Raw genomic sequence first — 22,132 nt, 5'->3', positions numbered from 1 at the left:
CCCGCAGGGCGTAACCCGACACCCCATGACCAGGCATGGCATGCTGGAATTACCGCTGGAACGTCGGGTTACGCTGCGCTAACCCGACCTACGCCCCCCACACAACATCTCCTGTCGAGTCCGGTTACGCTGCCCCAACCCGCCCCACGCCCCGTCAGCGCTCCAGCCACCTCAGCACCGTCTCGAACAGCTTTTCCGGCTCGACCGGTTTCGAGAGGAAGTCGTTCATCCCCGCCGCCATGCACTGGGCGCGGTCTTCGGCGAAGGCGTTGGCCGTCATCGCGACAATCGGCACCTGCTGGCGGCCCGGCAGCTGGCGGATCTGGCGGGTGGCCTCGAGGCCGTCCATCTCGGGCATCTGCATGTCCATCAGCACCAAATCGAAGGGTGACTCCCGCAGCATGTCGACGGCCACCTTGCCGTTGCCGGCGATCGCCACGTCGAGGCCCACGTCGGCCAGGAACAGCCGCGCCACCTCCTGGTTGACCGGCTCGTCCTCCACCAGCAGCACATGCCGGCCAGCGTGGTCGCGGCGCAGGATGGTCTCGGCGCGACGGGGCTCGGCCACCGGTTGCTCGGTGGCCACGCTGGCCTGGCCGACGTCCAGCCAGGCGGTGAACCAGAAGGTGCTGCCGACCCCGGCGGTGCTGCTGGCGCCCGCTTCGCCGCCCATCAGCTCGGCGAGGCGGCGGGTGATGGCCAGCCCGAGCCCGGTGCCGCCGTACTTGCGGGTATTGGAGGCGTCGCCCTGCTCGAAGGGCATGAAGAGCTTGGGCAGCACGTCGGCGGGCACGCCGATGCCGCTGTCGCGCACCTCGGCGCGCACCCGCAGGCGCCCGCCCCGGCGCTCCATCACGCGCAGGCTGAGGGTGACCTTGCCGACCTCGGTGAACTTCACCGCGTTGCTGGCCAGATTGAGCAGGGCCTGGGTGAAGCGGGTCGCGTCGCCGCGCACCTGGCAGGGCAGCGCTTCGGTGTCGACTTCCATGCGCAGGCGCTTGGCGACCACCTTCTCGTGGAGCATCGCGGCGACGCTGGCGACCACCCCGTCAAGGCTGAACTCGTCGTGTCCGAGCAGGAACTTGTCGGCTTCGATCTTGGAGAGGTCGAGGATGTCGTTGATGACGCCGAGCAGGTGGTGGGCGGCGCTGCCGATCTTGTCGAGCTGCCCGGCCTGCTGGGGGCTCGCCCCATCGCGCTGCATGATGCGCGCCATGCCGAGGACGGCGTTGAGGGGCGTGCGGATCTCGTGGCTCATGTTGGCCAGGAAGGCGCTCTTGGCGCGGCTGGCGCTCTCGGCGGCGTCCTTGGCCAGGGCCAGCTCGCGGGTGCGGGCCTCCACCAGGCTCTCGAGTTCGAGGCGGTGGCGGGCCAGCTCGCGCTCGGTGCGCTTCTCTTCGGTGACGTCGGTGGAGATGCCGCATAGGGCGTAGATGCTGCCGTCTTCGCGGCGCAGCGGGAGCTTGATCGAGATGTAGCTGTGCAGCGCGCCGCTCGCGCGGTCGATGGACTCCTCCTCGAGCTTGACGCGCTCGCCCCCTTCGAGCACCCGGCGGTCGTTGCCGCGCCAGGTGCGCACGGTGGTGGGGTCGCAGAAGGCCTCGTCGCGCTGCCCGCAGATCTGCTCGCGGGGCGCCCCGAACACGCTGGCCATGGCCCGGTTGACGTAGAGGTAGCGGTAGTCGAGGTCCTTGATGTAGATGCAGGCGCCCACGTTGTCTAGGATGGTGGCGAGCAGGGCCTCCCCCTCCCGGCGCTTCTCTTCGGCGACGCGCTGGCCCGTCACGTCGAGCACGATGCCGATGTAGCTGATCACCCGCTCGCGCTTGTCCACCACCGGCTGCCCTCGGCACAGCAGCCAGCGCGGCGGCGCGCCGTCCGGCTGGGGCACGCGCCACTCGGTCTCGAAGGGCAGGCCGAGGTCGCGGGCGTCCGTCACCGCCGCCTGGACCCGGCTCAGGTCGTCGGGGTGGATGGTCTGCCACCAGGTCTCGGTGGAGGCGGAGGCGTCGTCCTCGGAGAGGCCGTAGAGGCTCCATAGCTCGTCGGACCAGAAGTGGTTGTCGCTGTCGACGAACCACTCCCAGGTGCCGGCCCGGGCGGCGTCCAGGGCCAGCCGCAGGCGGCGCTCGCCGGCCCGCAGCAGGGCCTCGGAGAGGCTGCGCTCGGTGATGTCGGAGACGGTCAGCAGCACGTGGTCGGCGCCGTCGAGGGCGAGGTGGCTGAGGCTGACCTCGACGGGCAGCTCGCTGCCGTCCTTGGTGCAGCCGTAGAGCGTGCGGCGGGCCATGAGGGTCTGGGCCAGCTCGGGCTCGTCCCGGTAGAGCTCGCGCTGGATGCGGTGATTGGCCCGCTCGGACTCGGGCACCAGGGTGTCCACCGGGGCCCCCGTGAGTTCGCCCGCGCCGTAGCCGAACATGTGCTCGAGGGCCGGGTTGACGCGCAGCAGCCGGCCCTCGGCGTCGATCACCGCGAGGCCGTCGCCGCTGGAATCCCACACCTGGCGGAAGCACGCCTCGCTGCTGGCGCGGGCGGCCTCGGCGCGGCGCAGGTCGGTGATGTCGGTGAAGCTGAGCACGGCGCCGTCGCAGGCGCCGTCCTCGTCGTGGTAGGGGTCGATCTGCAGCAGGTAGTGCAGGCCGCGCTGGTGCACGTGCTCGACCCGCGAGTCGTTGTTGGCCACCACGGCCGTGATCCATTCGCGCAGGTCGGGCAGGTCGAGGTGGCAGGGCACCCGGTACAGGGACTGCCCGATGTCGTCGGGCAACAGGCCGAAGACCCGCCCGGCCAGCGCGTTGAAGCGGCTCACCCGGCCGTCACCCTCGACCACCACCAGCCCGGTGCGGATGGAGTTCTGGATGTTGCCGAGGGTCGCGTTGAGGCGGCCGTATTCCTGCGACTTGCGGCGCAGCTCGGCGTTGAGGGACGACAGCTCCTCGTTGGAAGCCTGCAGCTCCTCGTTGGCGGCCTGCAGCTCCTCGCTGGCCAGCTGCAGTTCGTCATTGAGGGACTGGTATTCCTCGCTGGAGGCCTCCATCTGCTCGATCACCGCCTGCAGGTGTTCGCGGGTGTCGGCGAGCTCCTGGCGCAGGCGGGCGATCTCGCCAGCGGCCTCGACGGGCGCGAGGGCCTCGGTCGCCCCCTGAGGGTGCCTCGACGCGCCGGCCGGCGCCTCCTCGAAGCAGATCAGCATCGCGCTGAGGGGGTCGCTCCCGCTGGTCTGGACCCGCCGCAACACCGGGCGCACCTCGAGCACCTCGTCGCCAAACCGCAGCACCGTGCCGCTGCCCGCCAGCATCGGGAGCGCCTCGTGGCGCATGCGGTAGCACAGGGCCTTCAGCTCGCCGCGCAGCTCGGGCAGGCACAGCTTGAGCACCGAGAAATCAGCATTGCCGGCCGGCAGCGAGAAGTAGCGCCGCGACGCCCCGAAGAAATGCAGCGGCTCGAAGGCCTCGTCGACCAGCACCGCCGGCGGCCCGTAAGACTCCAGCAGCATCTCGCGGCAGCGCTCCACCATCGACTGGGTGCGCGGCTGGGCCACCACGCGCGGCGCGGCCGGCCTGGCCCTGATGGGGCTGGTCGCGGCCCGCTGGGGCCGGGTCAGCGGCCGCGCCGCACAGCGGTAGAGCCGGCCGGCGGGGTCGACCACATCGAAGCCGCCGCCGTCCAGGCTCACCGACTCGGACTTGCCGAGCAGCAACAGCCCGCCCGGGTTGAGGGCGAAGTGGAAGCTGCGCAGCAGCTCGGCCTGCTGGGCGGCCTTGAAATAGATGAGCACGTTGCGGCAGCTCAGCAGGTCCATCCGCACCAGCGGGGGGTGGCGGGTGAGGTCGTGCACCGAGAACACGCAGACGTCGCGCAGCGCCTTGCTGACGCGCCACTGGTCGTGGGCCTCCGGGCGGAACCAGCGGGCCAGCCGCGCCTCGCCAAGCCCGGCCAGCGCGGCGGCCGGATAGAGCCCGGCCCGGGCGAAGTCGAGGGCGTCGCGGTCCACGTCGGTGGCAAACACCCGCAGCTCGACGCCGCCGCCCTGCTCGTCGAGCACCTCGCCCATCAGCATGGCGATCGAATAGGCTTCCTCGCCGGTGGCACAGGCCGGCACCCACACCCGCAGCGCATCCTCCGGGCCGCGGGCTGCCACGAGGGCCTTCAGGGCCGGGCGCAGCACGTCGAACACCTCGCCGTCGCGAAAGAACGCCGATACCGACACGAGCAGCCCGTGCTGCAGCTGGACGAGCTCGCCGGCGTCGGCCTGCAGCACCGCCAGGTAGGCCTCGAGGGTGCCGAGGCCCAGGGCCCGGCAGCGCCGCCAAACCTGGCGGCGCAGGGTGCTTTGCTTGTAGCAGTCGAGATCGAGCCCGCTGGCCCGGGACATCAGGGCCAGGATCGCCGCCAGGGCGGGTGCGTCGGCCGCCTCGTCCTCGCTGGGGTCGGACACGCCGGGTGGCACGGGAGGGGAGCTTTTTTGATTTTTATGGGTCATCTGACAGCCAGGCCACTGACTGCGGCGCGGAACAAAGGAGATCCAGGCAGGATCTTAAGCCCCGAGGGCCTTCACCGGTGCGCCACCCGTCGCACGAAGCGCCTTGCGAAACCGCCCCACAGCTTCCATGATGGATAACGACGCTCACCAGGAGATGCCCATGACACGCCAGATCGCCCTTCTGATCGCCCTTGCCTTCGGCTTTGCAGCCGGCGCCCAGGCATGCGGCGAGAACGCCTCCAAAAACTCGAAGCCGGACATGAGCAAACCGGCCGCTCCCAAACCGAGCACCTGATCCGATACGGGCGCGCAAGCGCCCGTATCCACTTACGCCCCAACCCGAGCCCCGAAGGAGATCCACGATGCCCAAGAGAACCCTGCGCCAGGTCGTCACCGGCCAGACCCTGGTTTCCGCCCTCCCCGACACCACCGTCCGCGCGGCCGCCGTCGCCATGGCCAACCAGTCCGTCGGCGCCATCCTGGTGGTGAACGAAAGCGGCCGGCTCATCGGCCTGTTCACCGAACGCGACGCGCTCAACCGGGTGGTCGCCCGCGGCCTCGACCCCAACCAGACCCAGCTCGCCACGGTGATGACCGACAAGCTGCAGACCGCGCCCCCCGACAAGACCCTCGGCTACGCGCTGCACCTGATGTTCGAGGGCGGCTTCCGCCACGTGCCGGTGGTCGAGGACGGCCGCCCGGTGGGCATGGTGTCGGCCCGCAACGCCCTCGGCCTCGAGATCCTCCAGTTCGAGAAGGAGCTCAAGGAGCGCGATCACATCGCCGAGATCCTCTAGGCTTCAGCCACGGCAAGCCCGCCCCGGGAGGCCCTGCGCGGGGCCTCCCGGCCCCGCGTCACGCAGCACAAACCGCCAGCCGGGCGCTGAAATCGCCTAAAATCACTGTTTTACCTCCCCTGAGCCCATCCCATGTTCTCCGGAATCGTCGCGGCCACCGGCCGCATCCAGAACGTGTCGCCCCTCGAAGACGGCGTTCGCCTCACCGTCGATGTCGGCAGCCTGGACCTCTCCGACGTCCAGCTCGGCGACAGCATCGCCAACAATGGCGTGTGTCTCACGGTGATCGCCCGCGCGGGTAATTGCGTGGACTTCGACGTGTCCCGCGAGACCCTCAACTGCACCGTCGGCCTGGCCGAGCCGGGCGAGGTCAACCTCGAGAAGGCGCTGCGCCTCTCCGACCGCCTCGGCGGCCACCTGGTCACCGGCCACGTGGACGGCATCGGCGTCGTGCAGAAATTCGAGCCCATCGGCGAGAGCCACGAGCTCGTCATCCGCGCCCCGGCGGCGCTGGCCGGCTACATCGCCAAAAAGGGCTCGGTCACCATCGACGGCGTCAGCCTCACCGTCAACCGGGTCGACGGCCGCGATTTCTCGATCAACCTGATCCCCCACACCGTCCAGGTCACCACCCTCAAGCGCCTCGCCGCCGGCAGCAGCGTGAACCTCGAGATCGACCTGATCGCCCGCTACATGGAACGCATGCTGGCCTGGCGCGACGAAAACCCCGGCACCGAAGGAACCCCCGCATGAGCGCACTCGCCCCGATCCAGGACATCATCGCCGACATCAAGGCCGGCAAAATGGTCATCCTGGTCGACGAAGAAGACCGCGAGAACGAAGGCGACATCGTCATCGCCGCCGAACACATCACGCCCGAGGCCATCAACTTCATGGCCAGGCACGCCCGCGGCCTGATCTGCCTGACCCTCACCGAAGAGCGTTGCCGCCAGCTCGGCATCAACCAGATGGCGCGCGACAACCGCAGCCAGTTCTCGACTGCCTTCACGGTGTCGATCGAGGCCGCCGAGGGCGTCACCACCGGCATTTCCGCCGCCGACCGGGCCCGCACCGTGCAGGCCGCCGTGGCCCGCCACGCCAAGGCCACCGACATCGTGCAGCCCGGCCACATCTTCCCGATCATGGCCAAGCCGGGCGGCGTGCTGATCCGCGCCGGCCACACCGAAGCCGGCTGCGACCTGGCCGGCATCGCCGGGCTCGAGCCCGCCTCGGTGATCTGCGAGATCATGAACGACGACGGCACCATGTCGCGGCTGCCCCAGCTCGTCGAGTTCGCCGCCACCCACGGCCTCAAGATCGGCGCCATCCGCGACCTCATCGAATACCGTGCGCGCACCGAGAAGCTCGTCGAGAAGGTCAGCGAGAAAACCGTCGACACCCCCCACGGCCCCTTCCGCCTGTGCGCCTTCAAGGATAAGACGTCCGGCGACGTGCACCTGGCGATGGTGCATGGCCGCATCGACCCGGCGGTCGAAACCCTGGTCCGCGTCCATGAGCCCGTCTCGGTGCTCGACTTCCTCGACCCCCACAGCGGCCGCCACAGTTTCCCCGTCGACACCGCCCTGGCGCGCATCGCCGAACACGGCCACGGCGTCATGGTGCTGCTCTACAGCCCCCAGAGCGGCCAGGATCTCCTCGCCCAGCTCAATGCCGACACCAGCGCGCCCAAGCCCGCTCAGAAGTGGGACCCGCGCCTCTTCGGCATCGGCGCCCAGATCCTCCGCGAGCTCCAGGTCGGCCAGATGCGCCTGATGGCCAACCCGCGCAAGATCCCCAGCATGGCCGGATTCGGCCTGACGGTCGTCGGCCACCTCGCCGCCGAGGCCTGAGCCTCGCGCCCGCCCTCTTTTTCCAGGTAATCCCATGCCCCGCTACGACAACATCCCCGAAATCGCACCCAACCTCGACGGCAGCGGCCTCAAGGTCGGCGTCGTCATGTGCCGCTTCAACCTCGACGTCTGCGAAGGCCTGCTGTCCTCCTGCACCGCCGAGCTGCTGCGCCTTGGCGTCGCCGCCGCCGACATCACCATCGCCACCGTGCCCGGCGCCCTCGAAGCCCCGCTCACGCTGCAGGCGATGGCCAAGAGCGGCCGCTTCGACGCGCTGGTGGCCCTCGGCGCGGTGATCCGCGGCGAGACCTACCACTTCGAGCTCGTCTCCAACGAGCAGGGCGCCGGCATCACCCGCGTCACCCTCGACACCGGCGTACCCATCGCCAACGGCATCCTCACCACCGAGGACGACGACCAGGCCCTCTCCCGCATGCAGGTCAAGGGCGCCGACTGCGCCCAGGCCGCCGTCGAGATGGCCCGCCTGCTGAAGGCACTGGCATGAGCGCCGCGCCCAAGTCCCCCCGCCGCCGCGCCCGCGAATTCGCGCTGCAGGGCGTTTACCAGTGGCTGCTCAACCAGTCCGCCCTCACCTCCATCGAGAGCCAGATGGCCGAGGTCGGCGGCTTCGACAAATGTGACCGGGATCTCTTCCTGGGCCTTTTGCGCGGCACCATCGGCAACGCCGCCGACCTGCAGGTGGGCTTCGCCCCCTTCATCGACCGGCAACTCAACGAGCTGTCGCCCGTCGAGCGCGGCATCCTGCTGATGGGCACCTTCGAGATGGTGCACCGCCCCGACACCCCCTACCGGGTCATCATCAACGAGGCCATCGAGCTCGCCAAGGGCTACGGCGGCACCGACGGCCACCGCTTCGTGAACGGCGTGCTCGACAAGCTCGCCGCCCGCCTGCGCCCCGAAGAGTTCGAGGCCAACCAGCAGCAGCGCCGCGCCGCCCGCGCGGCCAAACAGGGCGGCGGCGACACGCCCGCCTGAGCCCCGGTGCCATGCCCTCCGAGTTCGCGCTGATCCGCAAGCACTTCACGCGTCCCGCCCGCCACACCGACCTGGCGGTGGGCGACGACGCGGCGCTGATCCGCCCCTCGGCAGGCATGCAGCTGGCCATCTCCACCGACATGCTGGTGGCCGGCACCCATTTCTTTGCCGACACCGACCCCGAAGACCTCGGCTGGAAAGCCCTAGCGGTGAACGTCTCCGACCTCGCCGCGATGGGCGCCCAGCCCCGCTGGGTCGTGCTGGCCGCCAGCCTGCCGGCCCCCGACGAAGCCTGGATCGCCGCCTTCGCGCGGGGCTTCTTCGCCTGCAGCGAAGCCTTCGGCATCGACGTGATCGGTGGCGACACCACCCGCGGGCCCCTCAACCTGTGCCCGACCATCTTCGGCGAAGTGCCCGTCGGCAGCGCCGTCACCCGTGCCGGTGCCCGGCCTGGCGACGACCTGTGGGTGTCCGGCGCCCCCGGCCGCGCCGCCCTCGGCCTCGCCCAGCTGCGCGGCGAAGCCACCCTCGCCGGCGCCGACCGCGCCGACTGCCTTGCCGCCCTGCAGCGGCCGCAGCCGCGGGTCGCCCTCGGCCTCGCCCTGCGCGGCCTCGCCAGCGCAATGCTCGACGTCTCCGACGGCCTGCTGGGCGACCTCGGCCACATCCTCGAACAATCCGCGGTCGGCGCCGTGATCAGCGAAGAGGCCCTGCCGCTCGCCCCGCTGCAGGCCGCCTGCGGTGACGCCGCCCTCGCCTTCCGCGCCTGCACCGCCGGCGGCGACGACTACGAGCTGCTGTTCACCGCCCCCGCCGCCCACCGCGCCGAAGTCGGCGCGCTGGCCGGGCAGCTCGGCGTGCCCCTCCACCGCATCGGTGCGATCACCCCGCCCGACCAGGGGCTTCGCCTGCGCGGCCACGACGGGCAGCTGCGCCCCCTGGCCGCCCGCGGCTACGACCACTTCGGGCGCTGAGCATGCAACCCAACCGGCGCTTCCTGCTGGCCGACCCGGCCCATTTCGTCGCCCTCGGCTTCGGCTCCGGCCTGTGGCCCAAGGGGCCGGGCACCGCCGGCACGCTGGCCGGCTGGCTGCTGTTTCCCTTCGTCAAGGCGCCGTTGTCCGACCCGCTCTTCGGCGCGCTGCTGGTGGCCTGCTTCCTGTTCGGCATCATCGCCTGCGAGCGCACCGGGCGCAGCCTCGGCGTCGCCGACCACGGCGCCATCGTGTGGGACGAGATCGTCGCGATCTGGCTGGTGCTGTGGCTCACCCCGTCCACGCTGGCCTGGCAGGCCACGGCCTTTGCGCTGTTCCGCTTCTTCGACATCGTCAAGCCCGCCCCCATCCGCTGGGTGGATGAACACACCCGCGGCGGCTTCGGGGTGATGCTCGACGACCTCCTGGCCGCCGGCTACACCCTGCTGGCGCTGGCCATCCTCATGCGACTGACCGGCTGATGGACACCTCCACCGACCCCCACCTCGACGCCCTCTCCCGCCTCGTCGGCGAGCACCTCGCCGCCCGCGGCTGGCGCCTCGCCACCGCCGAATCGTGCACCGGCGGCTGGGTGGCCGAAGTCGTCACCGCCACCGCCGGCAGCTCAGGCTGGTTCGACTGCGGCTTCATCACCTATTCCAACGACGCCAAATTCGCGCTGCTGGGGGTGTCACCGATGACCCTCGCCCGCCACGGCGCGGTCAGCGAAGCCACCGTCGCGGCGATGGCCGAAGGCTGTCTCGAGCGCTCCGAGGCCGAAGTCGCCCTGTCGATCTCCGGCATCGCGGGCCCCGGCGGCGGCTCGCCTGCCAAGCCGGTCGGCACCGTCTGCTTCGGCTGGGCCCGCCACGGCGAAGCCCCGCAGACCGCCACCTGCCACTTCGACGGCGACCGCAGCGCCGTGCGCCGCCAGGCAGTCGTCTTCGCCCTCACCGAACTCCTCCGCCGCTTCCAGTAAAACCCTGCCGATTCAGGTAGTTGGCGATTGTGCTGGACTCTGCCCGATGACTGTATAAAATATCAGTCATCGCAGCATGCCATGAGTCTTTGCACCGGCACCATGCTGTGGTCCACCCGCACGCAAACTCTGTGCCATAATCACCTAAACCTTTATTGAAGGATCACGACCCATGGACGACAACAAGGCCAAGGCCCTCTCGGCTGCGCTCTCCCAGATCGAAAAGCAGTTCGGCAAGGGCTCGATCATGCGTCTCGGCGACGGCGAGGTCGAAAGCGACATCCAGACCGTCTCCACGGGCTCGCTGGGGCTCGACATCGCCCTCGGCATCGGCGGCCTGCCCCGCGGCCGGGTCGTTGAAATCTACGGCCCCGAATCCTCCGGCAAGACCACCCTCACGCTGCAGGTCGTGGCCGAAATGCAGAAGCTCGGCGGCACCGCGGCCTTCATCGACGCCGAACACGCGCTGGACGTCACCTACGCCCAGAAGCTCGGCGTCAACATCGGCGAGCTGCTGATCTCCCAGCCCGACACCGGCGAACAGGCCCTCGAGATCGCCGACATGCTGGTGCGCTCCGGCGGCGTCGACGTGGTCGTCATCGACTCGGTGGCGGCCCTCACCCCGAAGGCCGAAATCGAAGGCGAGATGGGCGACCAGCTGCCCGGCCTGCAGGCCCGCCTCATGAGCCAGGCCCTGCGCAAGCTCACCGCCAACATCAAGCGCACCAACACCCTGGTTATCTTCATCAACCAGATCCGCATGAAGATCGGCGTGATGTTCGGCAGCCCCGAGACCACCACCGGCGGCAACGCGCTCAAGTTCTACGCCTCGGTGCGCATGGACATCCGGCGCATCGGCACGATCAAGAAGAACGACGAGGTGATCGGCTCCGAGACCAAGGTCAAGGTCGTCAAGAACAAGGTCGCCCCGCCGTTCCGCGAGACCCTCTTCGACATCCTTTATGGCGAAGGCACCTCCCGCGAGGGCGAGATCATCGACCTGGGCGTGCAGCACAAGTTCGTCGACAAGTCCGGCGCCTGGTATGCCTACAACGGCGAGAAGATCGGCCAGGGCAAGGACAACGCCCGCGAGTTCCTCAAGTCCAACCCCCACATCGCCCGCGAGATCGAGAACAAGATCCGCGTCGCCGTGGGCCTGCCCGAGATGGCAGTGATCGCCCCGGCCGCGCCGGCAGCGGCGGCCTGAGGCCGGTTCAACACCTTCACGACTCCCCATGGCCGCCAGCCTCCACGAACGTGCCCTGCGCTGCCTCGCCCAGCGGGAACACTCCCGCGCCGAGCTGGCCCGCAAGCTCGGCAGCCTGGGCGAGGCCGATGAGGTGAAGGCCGAGCTCGACCGCCTCACCGAGCTCGGCCTGCTCTCCGATGCACGCTTCGCCGACGCCTACGTGCGCGCCAAGGCGGCGCGCTTCGGCGCCTCGCGGCTCCGGCTGGAGCTCTCCCGACGCGGCGTGAGCGGCGAGCTGATCGCCGCCAGCCTCGAAGACAACTGCAGCAGCGGCGAGCTCGAACGCGCCCGCGACATCCACCGGCGCAAATTCGCCGAGGCGCCCCAGGACGCCCGCGAATGGGCGCGGCAGGCACGTTTTCTTCAAGGTCGTGGCTTTTCCTCCGAAATAATCCGTAGAGTCCTGAAAGAACACCCCGGCGATGAGCCTGCTTAAAGTCAGCAACCTGCAGAAGAAATACAAGGCCCGCACGGTCGTTCACGACGTCTCCTTCGACGTCGGCAGCGGCGAGGTGGTCGGCCTGCTCGGCCCCAACGGCGCGGGCAAGACCACCTGCTTCTACATGATCGTCGGCCTGGTGACCGCCGACGGCGGCGAGATCACCCTCGACGACCAGGTTCTGACCCATCGGCCCATCCACCAGCGCGCCCGCCTCGGCCTCTCATACCTGCCCCAGGAGATGAGCGTTTTCCGCAAGCTCACGGTGGCCGAAAACATCCAGGCGGTGCTCGAGCTGCAAAGCCTCACCAAGGCCCAGATCGCCGAGCGCCTCGAAGCGCTCCTCGGCGAGCTCGGCATCGAGCACCTGCGCGACAACACCGCGATCTCCCTGTCGGGGGGCGAGCGCCGCCGCTGCGAGATCGCCCGCGCCCTGGCCAGCGACCCGCGCCTGATCCTCCTCGACGAACCCTTCGCCGGCGTCGACCCGATCGCCGTGATCGACATCCAGAAGATCATCCGCTTCCTCAAGGAAAAGGGCATCGGCGTGCTGATCACCGACCACAACGTCCGCGAGACCCTCGGCATCTGCGACCGCGCCTTCATCATCAATGCCGGCGAAGTGCTGGCCAGCGGCCGGCCCGACGAGATCGTCCGGAATGAGCAGGTCCGTCAGGTTTACCTCGGCGAGCACTTCCGGCTCTGAGGCATCATCGCATCATGAAGCCCAGCCTCCAGCTCAAACTCTCCCAGCACCTCGCGCTCACGCCGCAGCTGCAGCAGTCCATCAAGCTGCTCCAGCTGTCCACCATCGAGCTCAATCAGGAAATCGAGAAGGTCCTTCTCGAGAATCCCATGATCGAGCGCGACGAGCCCGAGAACCAGCTCGGCTCGAGCCGCGTCGAGGCACCCGGCCCGATGGCACCGGCCGGCAGCGAGGCCGCCCAGGAGCGCGAGCAGGAGCAGGCCCGGGAATCCGACCGGGAACGGGAGCCCGAGCGCGACTTCGAGCCCAACGGCGAGATGGGCGAGTGGCAGGGCACCGGCAGCGCCCCCCGGGACGATGACGACGACGCCGACTTCCAGGAGTTTCAGGCCGCCATCCCGGCCCTGCGGGACCACCTCGACGCCCAGATCGCCCTCACCCCGCTGTCCGATCGCGACCGGGCCCTGTGCCGCTTCATGATCGAGGCCCTCGACGACGACGGCTACCTCAGCCAGTCCCTCGAAGACCTGCTACCCCTGCTGCCCCCCCGAACTCGAGGTCGAAATCGACGACCTCAAGATCGCCCTGTGCCAGATCCAGAGCCTCGACCCGGCCGGCATCGGTGCCACCGACGTCAGCCAGTGCCTAGCCCTGCAGCTGCGCACCCTGCCGGCCGGCGAGATCCGCAATCTGGCCCTGGCCATCGTTGCCGATCACCTCGAGCTCCTGGCCGCCCGGGATTTCCTCAAGCTAAAACGCGCCCTGCGCTGTAGTGACGACGCCCTGCGCGAAGCCCACGCTCTGATCCTAGGGCTCAACCCGCGGCCCGGCGCCCAGTTTGCCGCCTCCGACACCCGCTACGTGGTGCCCGACGTCGTCGTGCGCAAGGTCCGCAACAGCTGGGTCGTCAGCCTCAACCCCGACGCCATGCCGCGCCTGCGCATCAACAACCTGTATGCCCAGATCCTGCGCGACAACCGGGGTGCCAGCGGCTCGCTGTCGAGCCACCTCCAGGAAGCCCGCTGGCTGATCAAGAACGTGCAGCAGCGCTTCGACACCATCCAGCGCGTATCGCAAGCGATCGTTGACCGCCAGCGCCAGTTCTTCGATTATGGCGATGTGGCAATGCGTCCGCTTACCCTGCGGGAAATCGCCGAGCAACTGGATCTACACGAATCCACCGTCTCGCGGGTGACCACCCAAAAGTACATGGCCACACCGCGCGGCATTTTCGAATTCAAGTATTTTTTCGGCAGTCACGTCGCCACCGACACCGGTGGAGCCGCCTCCTCGACAGCGATTCGGGCGCTGATTCGCCAGTTCGTGGGGGCGGAAGACAAGAAGAAACCCTTGTCCGACGCCAAGATTGCCGACTTGTTGGGCCAGCAGGGCATCGTTGTCGCTCGCCGGACGATCGCAAAGTACCGCGAGTCCCTCGATATCCCGCCGGTCAGTCTGCGCAAATCCATCTGACAGAAAGGTAAGAACCATGAACCTCAACATCACGGGGCATCACGTCGAAGTCACTCCGGCCATCCGCGATTACGTCACCGGCAAGCTCGACCGCGTGATCCGGCACTTCGACAACGTCACCAGCGTCGGCGTGATCCTCTCGGTGGAAAAGCTGCGTCAGAAGGCTGAAGTCACCGTCCATGTGCGCGGCAAGGACATCCACGTGGAAAGCGAAGATTCCGACATGTACGCCGCCATCGACGCCCTCACCGACAAGCTCGACCGCCAGGTCCTGAAGTACAAGACCAAGGCTGCCGACCACGGCCACGACTCCCTCAAGAACCACGTTGCCGAATCCTGATCTGCAACCGTCGTAATACCGTATTCCCCGGGACCGTTGTGGCTATAATGCGCCCCAACTGACACAACGGCCCCGGCGGCTTCCGCGCCGGGTTTTCCACTCAGCTTTCCTCACCGGAAACCAGCTTCGGCATCGACCGAGCAGGCGAGTCCATCCATGAACCTCATCGCCAAACTACTGCCGCCCGCCAATGTGGTCGTCGGCCTCGAGGCGAGCAGCAAGAAGCGTGCTTTCGAGCAAGCCGGCCTGCTGTTCGAGAACAATCACGGGATCGGTCGCAGCACCGTCTTCGACAGCCTGTTTGCCCGTGAGAAACTCGGCTCCACCGGCCTGGGCCAGGGCATCGCGATTCCCCACGGCCGCATCAAGGGCCTCAAGGACGCGCTGGGAGCCTTCATCCGCCTCGCCGAGCCCGTGCCCTTCGACGCACCCGACGGCCGTCCGGTGACCATGCTGTTCGTGCTGCTGGTGCCCGAGCAGGCCAACGAACACCACCTGCAACTGTTGTCCGAGCTGGCCCAGATGTTCAGCGACCGCGCCTTCCGCGAGCAGCTAATGAGCGCCCCCGACAGCCTCGCGGTTCATGGCCTCTTCGCCGGATGGGGAAGCGATGCGTCAGACGACGGTAGCCCGGCTGTTTGACGACAACCTCGAACGCCTGAGGCTGCGCCACATCTGTGGCAGCCTCGACACCCGCATCGCGGTCTCCGAAGACCGCATCTGGCCCGCCGACATGGTCGGCCACCTCAACCTGATCCACCCCGACCGCCTGCAGATCCTCGGCTCGTCGGAGCTCTCCTGGGCCCGCCGCCAGACCCGCGAGAAGGTCATCCACCACGTCCGCGAGATCCTCTCCTACGGGCCGCCAGCCATCATCGTGGCCGACGACGAGGACATCCCAAGCATGGTGCGCACCCTGTGCGCCAACGACGACATCGCGCTGTTCGCCAGCCCGCTGCCGGCCGCCAACGTCATCGACCACCTGCGCAGCTACCTGTCGCGCAAGCTCGCCGAGCGGGCCGCGCTGCACGGGGTGCTGATGGACGTGCTCGGCCTCGGCGTGTTCATCACCGGCGACTCCGGCGCCGGCAAGTCCGAACTCGCCCTCGAACTCCTCTCCCGCGGCCACGGCCTGGTGGCTGACGACGTGGTCGAATTCTCGCGCATCGCCCCCTCCGTGCTCGAAGGCCGCTGCCCGCCGCTCCTGCAGGACGTCATGGAGGTGCGCGGCCTCGGCATCCTCAATATCCGCACGATCTTCGGCGAAACGGCCTGCCGGCGAAAGATGAAGCTCAAGCTGGTGGTCCACCTCCAGCGTCGCCAGCCCGGCCAGGAAGACCCCCTGCGCCTGTCCCTCGACAGCGAACAGCAGACCATCCTCGGCGTGTCGGTGCGTCGGGTGGTGCTGCCGGTCGCCGCCGGTCGCAACGTGGCGGTACTCCTCGAGGCCGCCGTGCGCTCCACCATCCTGCTCCTGCGCGGCATAGACTCCACCCAGGAGTTCGTCGACCGTCAGCGCCGGGCCATGGAAGAAGGCGGGCACTGAGGCCCGCGGTTTCATCCGCGTCAACGCATCGCCCCGCGCACCGTTTATCATCCAGATGTAGTCCCCCCAAACCGCCCATAGAAGGAGTGGCCAGATGAAGAAAGTGATCCTGAGCGTCGCCGTTTCCCTGTTTGCCGCCAGCCTGGCGCCCGCCGCCTTCGCCGCCGGGGCCCAGCAGAACAAGATGAAGGAATGCAACGCCTCCGCCGGCGAACTCAAGGGCGACGAGCGGAAGGCCCACATGAAGGAATGCCTGTCGGCCAAGCCGGCCAACAAGGGCTCCACTCAGCAGGAAAAGATGAAGTCCTGCAACAAGGAAGCCGGCGAAAAGGCGCTGAAGGGCGACGATCGCAAGAAGTTCATGAGCGGCTGCCTCAAGGGCTGACGCCTCGGCAGCTCATCCCATGCAAAAGGGCCCGACGGGCCCTTTCTCTTGTGTGGGAGCACGGCGCCCGAGCCGTCAGTCGAGGGCGAAGGCCACCGCATCCGACATGTTGTCAGCCACCGAGAAGCCGCAGCCGATGTGGCCCTTCTCGGCCAGCGCGAGTTCGTCGCGCTTGACGCAGCGCTCCGGGCTCCCCTCCTCGAGCAGGTAGGTGCCGTTGGTGCTGGAATCGGCCAGATAGAACGCCCCGTTGCGCAGCTCGATACGGGAATGCTGACGCGACACACGGGGGTCTGAGACGACGATGTCGTTGCCCGTCTCACGCCCGAACAGGAGGGTTGGGTGGGCAGCATCGATCACCCAGTTCTGCCCCCGGAAACTCACCCGCATCTGCTTTGGGGCCTGGCCCACGTCCTGGCGCGAATCGGCCGGGCTCGGCGGCGGTGGCGGCGCCTCGCCCAGTGCCGGGGCAGAAGGCGTGAGCGGTGCCAGGGCCGCGGGCGGCGCCGGGCTGGCCACCTCGTCGGTCTTGCCCAGCATCCGGCGCATCGACGGTGACAGGATCTGACTCAGCGCGTCGGAGACCGCAATGGTGTCAGGGTTGCTGCCTTCGACCAGGCTGGCCGCCAGCTTTTCTGCCGCCACCCGATCACCGCCACCTTCCGACTCGAGGACCACACCGGCGCGCAGCACCAGCTTGATCCCGCTCATCGGCGGCAGGGCACGCACCCGCTCGCGCATCTCACGCGCCGCCAGCAGCGCCGAATCGGCGTCGGCAAAGCTGGCCACCAGGGAGTCTGGACGCAGCTCGAGCGCGCTGCCCGAGTAGGCCTCGGCACAGCGGGACATGCGGTTCAGGCAGCGCTCGACCGCATAGCCAGCCTCCGCCTCGCCAAGCTTGACGGCCAGACGCAAGCCGCCGGCCACATCGGCGTACAACAGACAGCGGTTCGAAGCGCGCTCATTCATCGTTACAGAATCCGTCGGAGCCTGACAGGCCGCCGCGCGTCGGCGCAGCGTGGGGGTTGGAAGAAAGGGACGGAACCGGCCATGGCGATCACGGCCTCCAGATCCCGATCGGGATGTCGGTGCTGCCCGCGCCGACCGGCAGCTCGGGCGCATCGAAGACGATGTCGCCCTCGCCCACCTCGGTGGAACGAGACACGTTGCGGAAATCAAACAGTTCGCCATCCGCCAGGTGCGAGGGCACCACGTTCTTGAGGGCCGTCGCGATCGACACGATGCGCCCCGGGAAGCGGCTGTCCCAGTCGCGCAGCATGGCCTTGATCTGCTTGCGCTGGGCGTTTTCCTGGCTGCCGCAGAGGTTGCACGGGATGATCGGGTATTCCATGCCCCGGGCGAAGCGCTCGATGTCCTTTTCGGAACAGTACGCCAGCGGCCGGATCACCACGTTCTGCCGGTCGTCACTGACCAGCTTGGGCGGCATGGCCTTCATCTTGCCGCCGAAGAACATGTTGAGGAACAAGGTCTCGATCATGTCGTCCCGGTGGTGACCGAGGGCGATCTTGGTGGCCCCGACCTCCTTGGCCGTGCGGTAAATGATGCCGCGGCGCAGGCGCGAGCACAGGGAGCAGGTGGTCTTGCCCTCCGGGATCTTGTCCTTGACGATCTTGTAGGTGTTTTCGGTGACGATGCGGTACTCGACCCCGATGGACTCGAAGTAGGCCGGCAAGACGTGATCGGGGAAGCCCGGCTGCTTCTGGTCGAGGTTCATCGCGACGATGCGGAAGTCGATCGGCGCCCGCTCGCGCAGGGCCAGGAGCAGGCTCAGCAGCGTGAAGGAATCCTTCCCGCCCGACACGCAGACCATCACCACGTCGCCCTCTTCGATCATGCCGTAGTCGACGATGGCCTCCCCCACCTTGCGCATCAGGTGCTTGCGGAGGCGCAGGAATGAGTTGGAGAGACGACTCTCCGTCTCGGGAAGTTCGATCGCCGAAGGCGCGGAAGGGGCCACTACTTGTTCCATCTTGTGCAAATATCCAATGATTATAAACTGATGCAAAAACCTGTTACACCAGCATAAATGTTAAATACGTTATAAATGCGCCGTTCGTCCGCCGTCGACCGGGATGACCTGCCCCGTGATGTAGTGCGCGTCAAGGAGCAGAAAGCACACCGTGCGGGCAATATCAGACGGCGAGCCGACGCGGCCGAGCAGGGTGTGATCGATGATCGCCTGCCGCGCCTCGGGCGAAAACTGGCCGTCTTCCGGCCACTCGATCGCTCCCGGCGAGACACCATTGACGCGCACCTCCGGAGCCAGCTCCAGCGCCAGAGCCCGCGTCAATCCAAGCAAACCGGCCTTTGCCGCGCAATACAGGGGATAGCCCGCGAGGGGCCGTTCGGCATGGATGTCGATGATGTTGACGACCGCCCCCCGGGCCACCTTTAGGGCTGGCGCGGCGGCCTGCACGAGAAACAGGGGCGCCTTCAGGTTGGAGCCGACCAGATCGGTCCAGGCCGCCTCGTCGATATCGCCGAGGGCCGTGGGGAAGAAACTCGAGGCGTTATTGACCACACCGTCGAGTTTCCCGAAATGGGCAATTACCTCCGCGACGAGCCCCGGCAGGCTCGCCGAATCAAGCAGGTCGGCCTGAAAAACCCGCACTGAGCCCGGCCGCTGCCGATTCAGGGCTTCTGCCAGCTGCTCGGCCTCAGCTACCGAGTGACGGCAGTGCAGTGCCACCCGCGCCCCCGCCAGATGCAGCTGACGAACGATCTCGGCCCCGACGCGCCGGGCGCCGCCGGTGACGAGGACCACGGGGGCCGACGGTTCTTGGTTCATGACTCGCAGGGGTATTTTTGAGGGAGGCGTAATCATACGGTGCTGGACGCACATCGGCCCAGGTTTCGCGGCCGCAGCCCGCGGTGCCAGGCCCCACCGGAAAACCCTTGATAATTCTGGGAACTGCCGCCGGACGCGCCTGATCGCGCGCGGCTGCGGGCGGCCAGGTCGACGGGCAACACGGGCCCGAACACCGCCATACGGCGCCCCTGAGGCCCCACGAGGCGACGGCAGGACCTGGGGCAGCGCGGCGCCCTGTTGCCATACCGCGGCAGGCCTGCGACGGCACGACCGGACGGCAGGGACACCTCCCCGGGCGTGCCGGCGCGCACGCAGCCCCCCGCCCCTCGAGGTGCAAGCCTGGCGAGGGCGCGATAGTGAGTGCTCATGCGGCACCCGAACTTGCGAAAGCGGTCAACCGGCATCCCCTGATAATACATCAGCATCCCTCCGGCAAACCCCGCCGGGAGGTGGGCGCCAGAGGGGTAAAATGCCCATTTTAACCAGCCGGTGCGAACCATGAAGCTGCCCCAGCCCTCCCCCGAAGCCCTTGCCCAGAGCGGACAGCTCGTCGACCGCCTGCGCAGCCTGATCGAAGCGCAGGGGGGCTGGATCTCCTTCGCCACCTACATGGCCGAGGCGCTCTACACGCCGGGCCTCGGCTATTACAGCGGCGGCGCCCACAAGTTCGGCCCCGGCGGCGACTTCATCACCGCGCCGGAGCTCACGCCCCTGTTCGGCCAGGCCCTGGCCAGCCAGGTACAGCAGATCATGGGCCTGTCGGCGCCCCATGTGATCGAGGCGGGTGCCGGCACCGGCCTGCTGGCCGCCGACCTGCTGCTCGAACTCGAGCTCCGCGGCGCCCTGCCCGAGAGCTACGCCATCCTCGAAGTCTCGGGCGAGCTGCGCGAGCGCCAGTTCGACACCCTGGCTGCCAAGGTTCCGCACCTCGCATCCCGCGTGCAATGGCTCGACGGCCTGCCCGAGCGTTTCTCGGGCGCGCTGGTGGCCAACGAGGTGCTCGACGTGATGCCGGTGCACCTGATCGCCTGGCGCCCCGAAGGCATCTTTGAGCGCGGCGTCGCCCTCGGCGACGAGGGCCGGTTCGTGTGGGCCGACCAGCCAGCCGCCGGCAAGGTGGCCGAGGCCGCGGTGGCCCTCGATCTGCCGCTGCCCGAGGAGGGCGAGTACGTCAGCGAGCTCAATCTCGCCGGCCGCGCCTGGGTGGCCGAATGGGCCGCCCGCCTCGACCAGGGCGCGATGCTGCTGGTGGACTACGGCTACCCGCGGGCCGAGTACTACCTGCCCAGCCGCAGCACCGGCACCCTGCTGTGCTACTTCCGCCACCACGCCCACGGCGACCCCTTCGTGTGGCCGGGCCTCAACGACATCACCGCCTTTGTCGACTTCACCGCCATCGCCGAGGCCGGCTTCGAGGCGGGCCTCGACGTACTCGGCTACACCGACCAGGCCAACCTGCTGTTCAACTGCGGCGTGCTCGACTGCCTGGCGCGCAGGGCGCCCGAGGAGAGCACCGATTACATCCGCGCCGCCAAGGCCCTGCAGCGCCTCACCGGCCCCCACGAAATGGGCGAACTGTTCAAGGTGATCGCCCTGGCGCGGGGCATCTCCCAGCCGCTGATCGGCTTTCTGCGCGGCGACCGCCTGCACGCCCTCTAGGCGCCACAAAAACAGAGCCCGCCGACCTTGCGGCCGGCGGGCTCCGGGCTTTAATGCAGCCTCCGCCTTGGGCGGGCTCACTCCTGGAAGCGATACACCGCGCTCAAAAAGGCTTCCACGTCTGTCGGGACGGGGTGCACCGCGTGCTCCGGGAGCGGGATCTCCTGAAGGCCGAGGGCCAGCTCGGGCGGCACCAGATTGGCGTTCAGGACTTCGTCGTCATAGACCGATCCGACCGCTTCCTGCGGTTCATCGTAAAAGCGCTCACCACTTTGCATGTCCATCCAGATCACCATTTCGGCCTCCGTTCCGGGGTGAAGATGCACCCCTTTGCTAGTCTAACGGCCCGGGCCCCCAAAGGTTGAAGGAAATCCAGCGGCGCCGCAGGCACTTCGACACACCCACCAAGCCGCCAGTCTTACGTTTCAAGGATGGATCAAGCCCGGCCCCGGGGCAATGACGAAGTTCACGGGATACCCGGTTTTCGGGCCGCCCTTACAAACCCTGACTCTTCAGCCAGTACAGGATGGGGTCGGCGGCGATGCGCCAGTCGGTCTCCATCATCATGCCGTGGCCCAGGTCGGGCAGGATGTTGGCGCTGACGCCGTAGCTGCGGGCGGTCATGCGCACCTGGTCGGGCGGGATCAGCACGTCGTGCTCGGCCCCCAGCACCAGCATCGGCGGCCGCGGCGTGCGTGACAGGGACGGCAGGTCGAACAGCGACATATCCCAGATCGCCCGGTGGGATTCGGGCTGGCACAGGTGATAGTAGCGGCGCAGGCGCTCGATCTCGATGGTCTCGTGGAACATCGCGTCGCGCAGGGTCTCCATCTGGGGCTGGCCGCCGCCCATGATGCGGTTGAGGTCGCCCAGCAGATGGGGCTTGGAGAAGGCCAGCCCGAAGGCCGAACCGAGCAACCCCTGGGGCGGCACCGACGACATCAGCACGGCACCCGGCACCGTGTGCTTCTCGAGGTACTTCTGGATCACCATGCCGCCCATCGAGTGGCCGATCAGCACCGGCGGCGCCGGCAGCTTGTCGGCCACCTCCGCCACGTCAGCCACGTAATCGGCGATCGAGAAGCTGTCCAGGTAGGCCCGCCCGCGGCTGGCGCCATGGCCCGACAGGGACACGGCGTAGGCAGCGTAGCCCTGCTCGGCAAACCAGGGCAGAAAGTTCTCATCCCAGCACCAGGCGGCCGTGTAGGCGCCGTGGACGAAGAGCAGCGGGGTTGGGCGGGCCTCGCCGGCGGGCATGCGACAAAGAACTTCAAGATCACCGAAGCGGGCGCGGTTCATGCGCGGGCTCCGGCCAGACGGGCGGGGGTCGAAATCATGGCTTGTTCAGGCAGAATCATGTTGTTGTGGCGCAGAACTTACAGCACCCGCGCAGCGGAAGAAAGCACAATCCGCGCCGGGCTTCACA

Annotated in this window: 23 protein-coding genes and 1 pseudogene; 18 read left to right on the top strand and 6 right to left on the bottom strand. The window is 68.2% G+C overall.

The window, feature by feature from the left end; all coding sequences use genetic code 11:
* Window positions 1-154: 154 nt before the first annotated feature.
* On the bottom strand, window positions 155-4,438 hold the full coding sequence (locus ZRA01_RS08300) for a PAS domain S-box protein (RefSeq protein WP_170182925.1): 4,284 nt from the start codon (window positions 4,436-4,438) through the stop codon (window positions 155-157).
* A 205-nt stretch (window positions 4,439-4,643) separates the two neighbouring features.
* Here ZRA01_RS08300 and ZRA01_RS21240 point away from each other — a divergent pair, with 205 nt between their 5' ends.
* The 17 genes and pseudogenes from ZRA01_RS21240 (at window position 4,644) to ZRA01_RS08220 (ending at window position 16,217) form a co-directional block, all read left to right on the top strand.
* The gene (locus tag ZRA01_RS21240) at window positions 4,644-4,778 is read left to right on the top strand and encodes a hypothetical protein (protein ID WP_281279860.1); all 135 of its coding nucleotides are present in this window, start codon (window positions 4,644-4,646) and stop codon (window positions 4,776-4,778) included.
* 67 nt (window positions 4,779-4,845) lie between these two features.
* Complete coding sequence (locus ZRA01_RS08295) at window positions 4,846-5,280, top strand: CBS domain-containing protein (RefSeq protein ID WP_141351170.1); 435 nt, start codon at window positions 4,846-4,848, stop codon at window positions 5,278-5,280.
* A 132-nt stretch (window positions 5,281-5,412) separates the two neighbouring features.
* On the top strand, window positions 5,413-6,033 hold the full coding sequence (locus ZRA01_RS08290) for a riboflavin synthase (protein WP_141351168.1): 621 nt from the start codon (window positions 5,413-5,415) through the stop codon (window positions 6,031-6,033).
* Window positions 6,030-7,130 carry a bifunctional 3,4-dihydroxy-2-butanone-4-phosphate synthase/GTP cyclohydrolase II gene (ribBA, locus tag ZRA01_RS08285; protein WP_141351166.1) on the top strand — a complete coding sequence of 367 codons (1,101 nt, stop codon included), beginning with the start codon at window positions 6,030-6,032 and terminating at the stop codon, window positions 7,128-7,130. The genes ZRA01_RS08290 and ribBA overlap by 4 nt, the downstream gene beginning before the upstream one ends.
* A gap of 34 nt (window positions 7,131-7,164) precedes the next feature.
* The gene (ribH, locus tag ZRA01_RS08280; protein WP_141351165.1) at window positions 7,165-7,635 is read left to right on the top strand and encodes a 6,7-dimethyl-8-ribityllumazine synthase; all 471 of its coding nucleotides are present in this window, start codon (window positions 7,165-7,167) and stop codon (window positions 7,633-7,635) included.
* A complete protein-coding gene (gene nusB / locus ZRA01_RS08275; RefSeq protein ID WP_141351163.1) occupies window positions 7,632-8,126 on the top strand; it encodes a transcription antitermination factor NusB in 495 nt (164 codons plus the stop codon). Before ribH ends, nusB begins: the two co-directional genes overlap by 4 nt.
* Before the next feature lie 11 nt (window positions 8,127-8,137).
* Window positions 8,138-9,100, top strand: coding sequence for a thiamine-phosphate kinase (gene thiL / locus ZRA01_RS08270; protein ID WP_141351162.1), 963 nt, complete (start codon window positions 8,138-8,140; stop codon window positions 9,098-9,100).
* Between the two features lie 2 nt (window positions 9,101-9,102).
* A complete protein-coding gene (locus ZRA01_RS08265; RefSeq protein WP_141351160.1) occupies window positions 9,103-9,582 on the top strand; it encodes a phosphatidylglycerophosphatase A family protein in 480 nt (159 codons plus the stop codon).
* Entirely contained in the window at window positions 9,582-10,079 is a 498-nt protein-coding gene (locus ZRA01_RS08260; RefSeq protein ID WP_141351158.1) for a CinA family protein, read from the top strand. Before ZRA01_RS08265 ends, ZRA01_RS08260 begins: the two co-directional genes overlap by 1 nt.
* 172 nt (window positions 10,080-10,251) lie before the next feature.
* Window positions 10,252-11,286 (top strand): recombinase RecA, encoded by a 1,035-nt coding sequence (recA, locus tag ZRA01_RS08255; protein WP_141351156.1) that lies wholly within the window; start codon window positions 10,252-10,254, stop codon window positions 11,284-11,286.
* Window positions 11,287-11,314: 28 nt separating this feature from the next.
* Window positions 11,315-11,764, top strand: a complete 450-nt coding sequence (locus ZRA01_RS08250; protein WP_141351155.1) for a regulatory protein RecX — start codon at window positions 11,315-11,317, stop codon at window positions 11,762-11,764.
* On the top strand, window positions 11,751-12,473 hold the full coding sequence (lptB, locus tag ZRA01_RS08245; protein WP_141351153.1) for an LPS export ABC transporter ATP-binding protein: 723 nt from the start codon (window positions 11,751-11,753) through the stop codon (window positions 12,471-12,473). Before ZRA01_RS08250 ends, lptB begins: the two co-directional genes overlap by 14 nt.
* Before the next feature lie 14 nt (window positions 12,474-12,487).
* Window positions 12,488-13,946: pseudogene (locus ZRA01_RS08240) on the top strand (RNA polymerase factor sigma-54).
* A gap of 16 nt (window positions 13,947-13,962) precedes the next feature.
* Complete coding sequence (hpf, locus tag ZRA01_RS08235; protein WP_141351152.1) at window positions 13,963-14,286, top strand: ribosome hibernation-promoting factor, HPF/YfiA family; 324 nt, start codon at window positions 13,963-13,965, stop codon at window positions 14,284-14,286.
* A 156-nt stretch (window positions 14,287-14,442) separates the two neighbouring features.
* Entirely contained in the window at window positions 14,443-14,928 is a 486-nt protein-coding gene (ptsN, locus tag ZRA01_RS08230; RefSeq protein ID WP_141351150.1) for a PTS IIA-like nitrogen regulatory protein PtsN, read from the top strand.
* Window positions 14,897-15,832, top strand: a complete 936-nt coding sequence (hprK, locus tag ZRA01_RS08225; RefSeq protein ID WP_141351143.1) for an HPr(Ser) kinase/phosphatase — start codon at window positions 14,897-14,899, stop codon at window positions 15,830-15,832. Before ptsN ends, hprK begins: the two co-directional genes overlap by 32 nt.
* Window positions 15,833-15,926: 94 nt before the next feature.
* The gene (locus ZRA01_RS08220; RefSeq protein ID WP_141351142.1) at window positions 15,927-16,217 is read left to right on the top strand and encodes a PsiF family protein; all 291 of its coding nucleotides are present in this window, start codon (window positions 15,927-15,929) and stop codon (window positions 16,215-16,217) included.
* A 75-nt stretch (window positions 16,218-16,292) separates the two neighbouring features.
* On the opposite strand, the gene ZRA01_RS08215 is transcribed toward ZRA01_RS08220, so the two are convergent.
* The 3 genes from ZRA01_RS08215 to ZRA01_RS08205 all read right to left on the bottom strand — a co-directional run bounded on the left by ZRA01_RS08215 (window position 16,293) and on the right by ZRA01_RS08205 (window position 19,026).
* Window positions 16,293-17,186, bottom strand: a complete 894-nt coding sequence (locus ZRA01_RS08215) for an FHA domain-containing protein (RefSeq protein WP_141351140.1) — start codon at window positions 17,184-17,186, stop codon at window positions 16,293-16,295.
* Between the two features lie 88 nt (window positions 17,187-17,274).
* Window positions 17,275-18,207: a tRNA 2-thiocytidine(32) synthetase TtcA gene (gene ttcA / locus ZRA01_RS08210; protein WP_141351138.1), complete on the bottom strand. Its 933-nt coding sequence runs from the start codon at window positions 18,205-18,207 to the stop codon at window positions 17,275-17,277.
* Between the two features lie 69 nt (window positions 18,208-18,276).
* Window positions 18,277-19,026, bottom strand: a complete 750-nt coding sequence (locus tag ZRA01_RS08205; RefSeq protein ID WP_141351136.1) for a pteridine reductase — start codon at window positions 19,024-19,026, stop codon at window positions 18,277-18,279.
* Between the two features lie 519 nt (window positions 19,027-19,545).
* Between ZRA01_RS08205 and ZRA01_RS08200 the strand changes: the two genes are divergently transcribed.
* Entirely contained in the window at window positions 19,546-20,706 is a 1,161-nt protein-coding gene (locus ZRA01_RS08200; RefSeq protein ID WP_141351134.1) for a class I SAM-dependent methyltransferase, read from the top strand.
* A 77-nt stretch (window positions 20,707-20,783) separates the two neighbouring features.
* Here the strand turns inward: ZRA01_RS08200 and ZRA01_RS08195 are convergent, their stop codons facing one another.
* The gene (locus ZRA01_RS08195) at window positions 20,784-21,002 is read right to left on the bottom strand and encodes a hypothetical protein (RefSeq protein ID WP_141351133.1); all 219 of its coding nucleotides are present in this window, start codon (window positions 21,000-21,002) and stop codon (window positions 20,784-20,786) included.
* A 199-nt stretch (window positions 21,003-21,201) separates the two neighbouring features.
* Window positions 21,202-22,005, bottom strand: a complete 804-nt coding sequence (locus ZRA01_RS08190; RefSeq protein ID WP_141351131.1) for an alpha/beta hydrolase — start codon at window positions 22,003-22,005, stop codon at window positions 21,202-21,204.
* Between the last annotated feature and the right edge of the window lie 127 nt (window positions 22,006-22,132).

Origin of the sequence: Zoogloea ramigera, from assembly GCF_006539865.1 — a bacterium.
Lineage (GTDB): Bacteria > Pseudomonadota > Gammaproteobacteria > Burkholderiales > Rhodocyclaceae > Zoogloea > Zoogloea ramigera.
This window is presented reverse-complemented; position numbering and strand designations above follow the sequence as displayed.

Excerpts from the sequence above, each read along its gene's own strand:
- ZRA01_RS21240 (WP_281279860.1), top strand. The coding sequence starts at position 4,644 with ATGACACGCCAGATCGCCCTTCTGATCGCCCTTGCCTTCGGCTTTGCA.
- ZRA01_RS08295 (WP_141351170.1), top strand. The coding sequence starts at position 4,846 with ATGCCCAAGAGAACCCTGCGCCAGGTCGTCACCGGCCAGACCCTGGTT.
- ZRA01_RS08290 (WP_141351168.1), top strand. The coding sequence starts at position 5,413 with ATGTTCTCCGGAATCGTCGCGGCCACCGGCCGCATCCAGAACGTGTCG.
- ribBA (WP_141351166.1), top strand. The coding sequence starts at position 6,030 with ATGAGCGCACTCGCCCCGATCCAGGACATCATCGCCGACATCAAGGCC.
- ribH (WP_141351165.1), top strand. The coding sequence starts at position 7,165 with ATGCCCCGCTACGACAACATCCCCGAAATCGCACCCAACCTCGACGGC.
- nusB (WP_141351163.1), top strand. The coding sequence starts at position 7,632 with ATGAGCGCCGCGCCCAAGTCCCCCCGCCGCCGCGCCCGCGAATTCGCG.
- thiL (WP_141351162.1), top strand. The coding sequence starts at position 8,138 with ATGCCCTCCGAGTTCGCGCTGATCCGCAAGCACTTCACGCGTCCCGCC.
- ZRA01_RS08265 (WP_141351160.1), top strand. The coding sequence starts at position 9,103 with ATGCAACCCAACCGGCGCTTCCTGCTGGCCGACCCGGCCCATTTCGTC.
- ZRA01_RS08260 (WP_141351158.1), top strand. The coding sequence starts at position 9,582 with ATGGACACCTCCACCGACCCCCACCTCGACGCCCTCTCCCGCCTCGTC.
- recA (WP_141351156.1), top strand. The coding sequence starts at position 10,252 with ATGGACGACAACAAGGCCAAGGCCCTCTCGGCTGCGCTCTCCCAGATC.
- ZRA01_RS08250 (WP_141351155.1), top strand. The coding sequence starts at position 11,315 with ATGGCCGCCAGCCTCCACGAACGTGCCCTGCGCTGCCTCGCCCAGCGG.
- lptB (WP_141351153.1), top strand. The coding sequence starts at position 11,751 with ATGAGCCTGCTTAAAGTCAGCAACCTGCAGAAGAAATACAAGGCCCGC.
- hpf (WP_141351152.1), top strand. The coding sequence starts at position 13,963 with ATGAACCTCAACATCACGGGGCATCACGTCGAAGTCACTCCGGCCATC.
- ptsN (WP_141351150.1), top strand. The coding sequence starts at position 14,443 with ATGAACCTCATCGCCAAACTACTGCCGCCCGCCAATGTGGTCGTCGGC.
- hprK (WP_141351143.1), top strand. The coding sequence starts at position 14,897 with ATGCGTCAGACGACGGTAGCCCGGCTGTTTGACGACAACCTCGAACGC.
- ZRA01_RS08220 (WP_141351142.1), top strand. The coding sequence starts at position 15,927 with ATGAAGAAAGTGATCCTGAGCGTCGCCGTTTCCCTGTTTGCCGCCAGC.
- ZRA01_RS08215 (WP_141351140.1), bottom strand. The coding sequence starts at position 17,186 with ATGAATGAGCGCGCTTCGAACCGCTGTCTGTTGTACGCCGATGTGGCC.
- ttcA (WP_141351138.1), bottom strand. The coding sequence starts at position 18,207 with ATGGAACAAGTAGTGGCCCCTTCCGCGCCTTCGGCGATCGAACTTCCC.
- ZRA01_RS08205 (WP_141351136.1), bottom strand. The coding sequence starts at position 19,026 with ATGAACCAAGAACCGTCGGCCCCCGTGGTCCTCGTCACCGGCGGCGCC.
- ZRA01_RS08200 (WP_141351134.1), top strand. The coding sequence starts at position 19,546 with ATGAAGCTGCCCCAGCCCTCCCCCGAAGCCCTTGCCCAGAGCGGACAG.
- ZRA01_RS08195 (WP_141351133.1), bottom strand. The coding sequence starts at position 21,002 with ATGGTGATCTGGATGGACATGCAAAGTGGTGAGCGCTTTTACGATGAA.
- ZRA01_RS08190 (WP_141351131.1), bottom strand. The coding sequence starts at position 22,005 with ATGAACCGCGCCCGCTTCGGTGATCTTGAAGTTCTTTGTCGCATGCCC.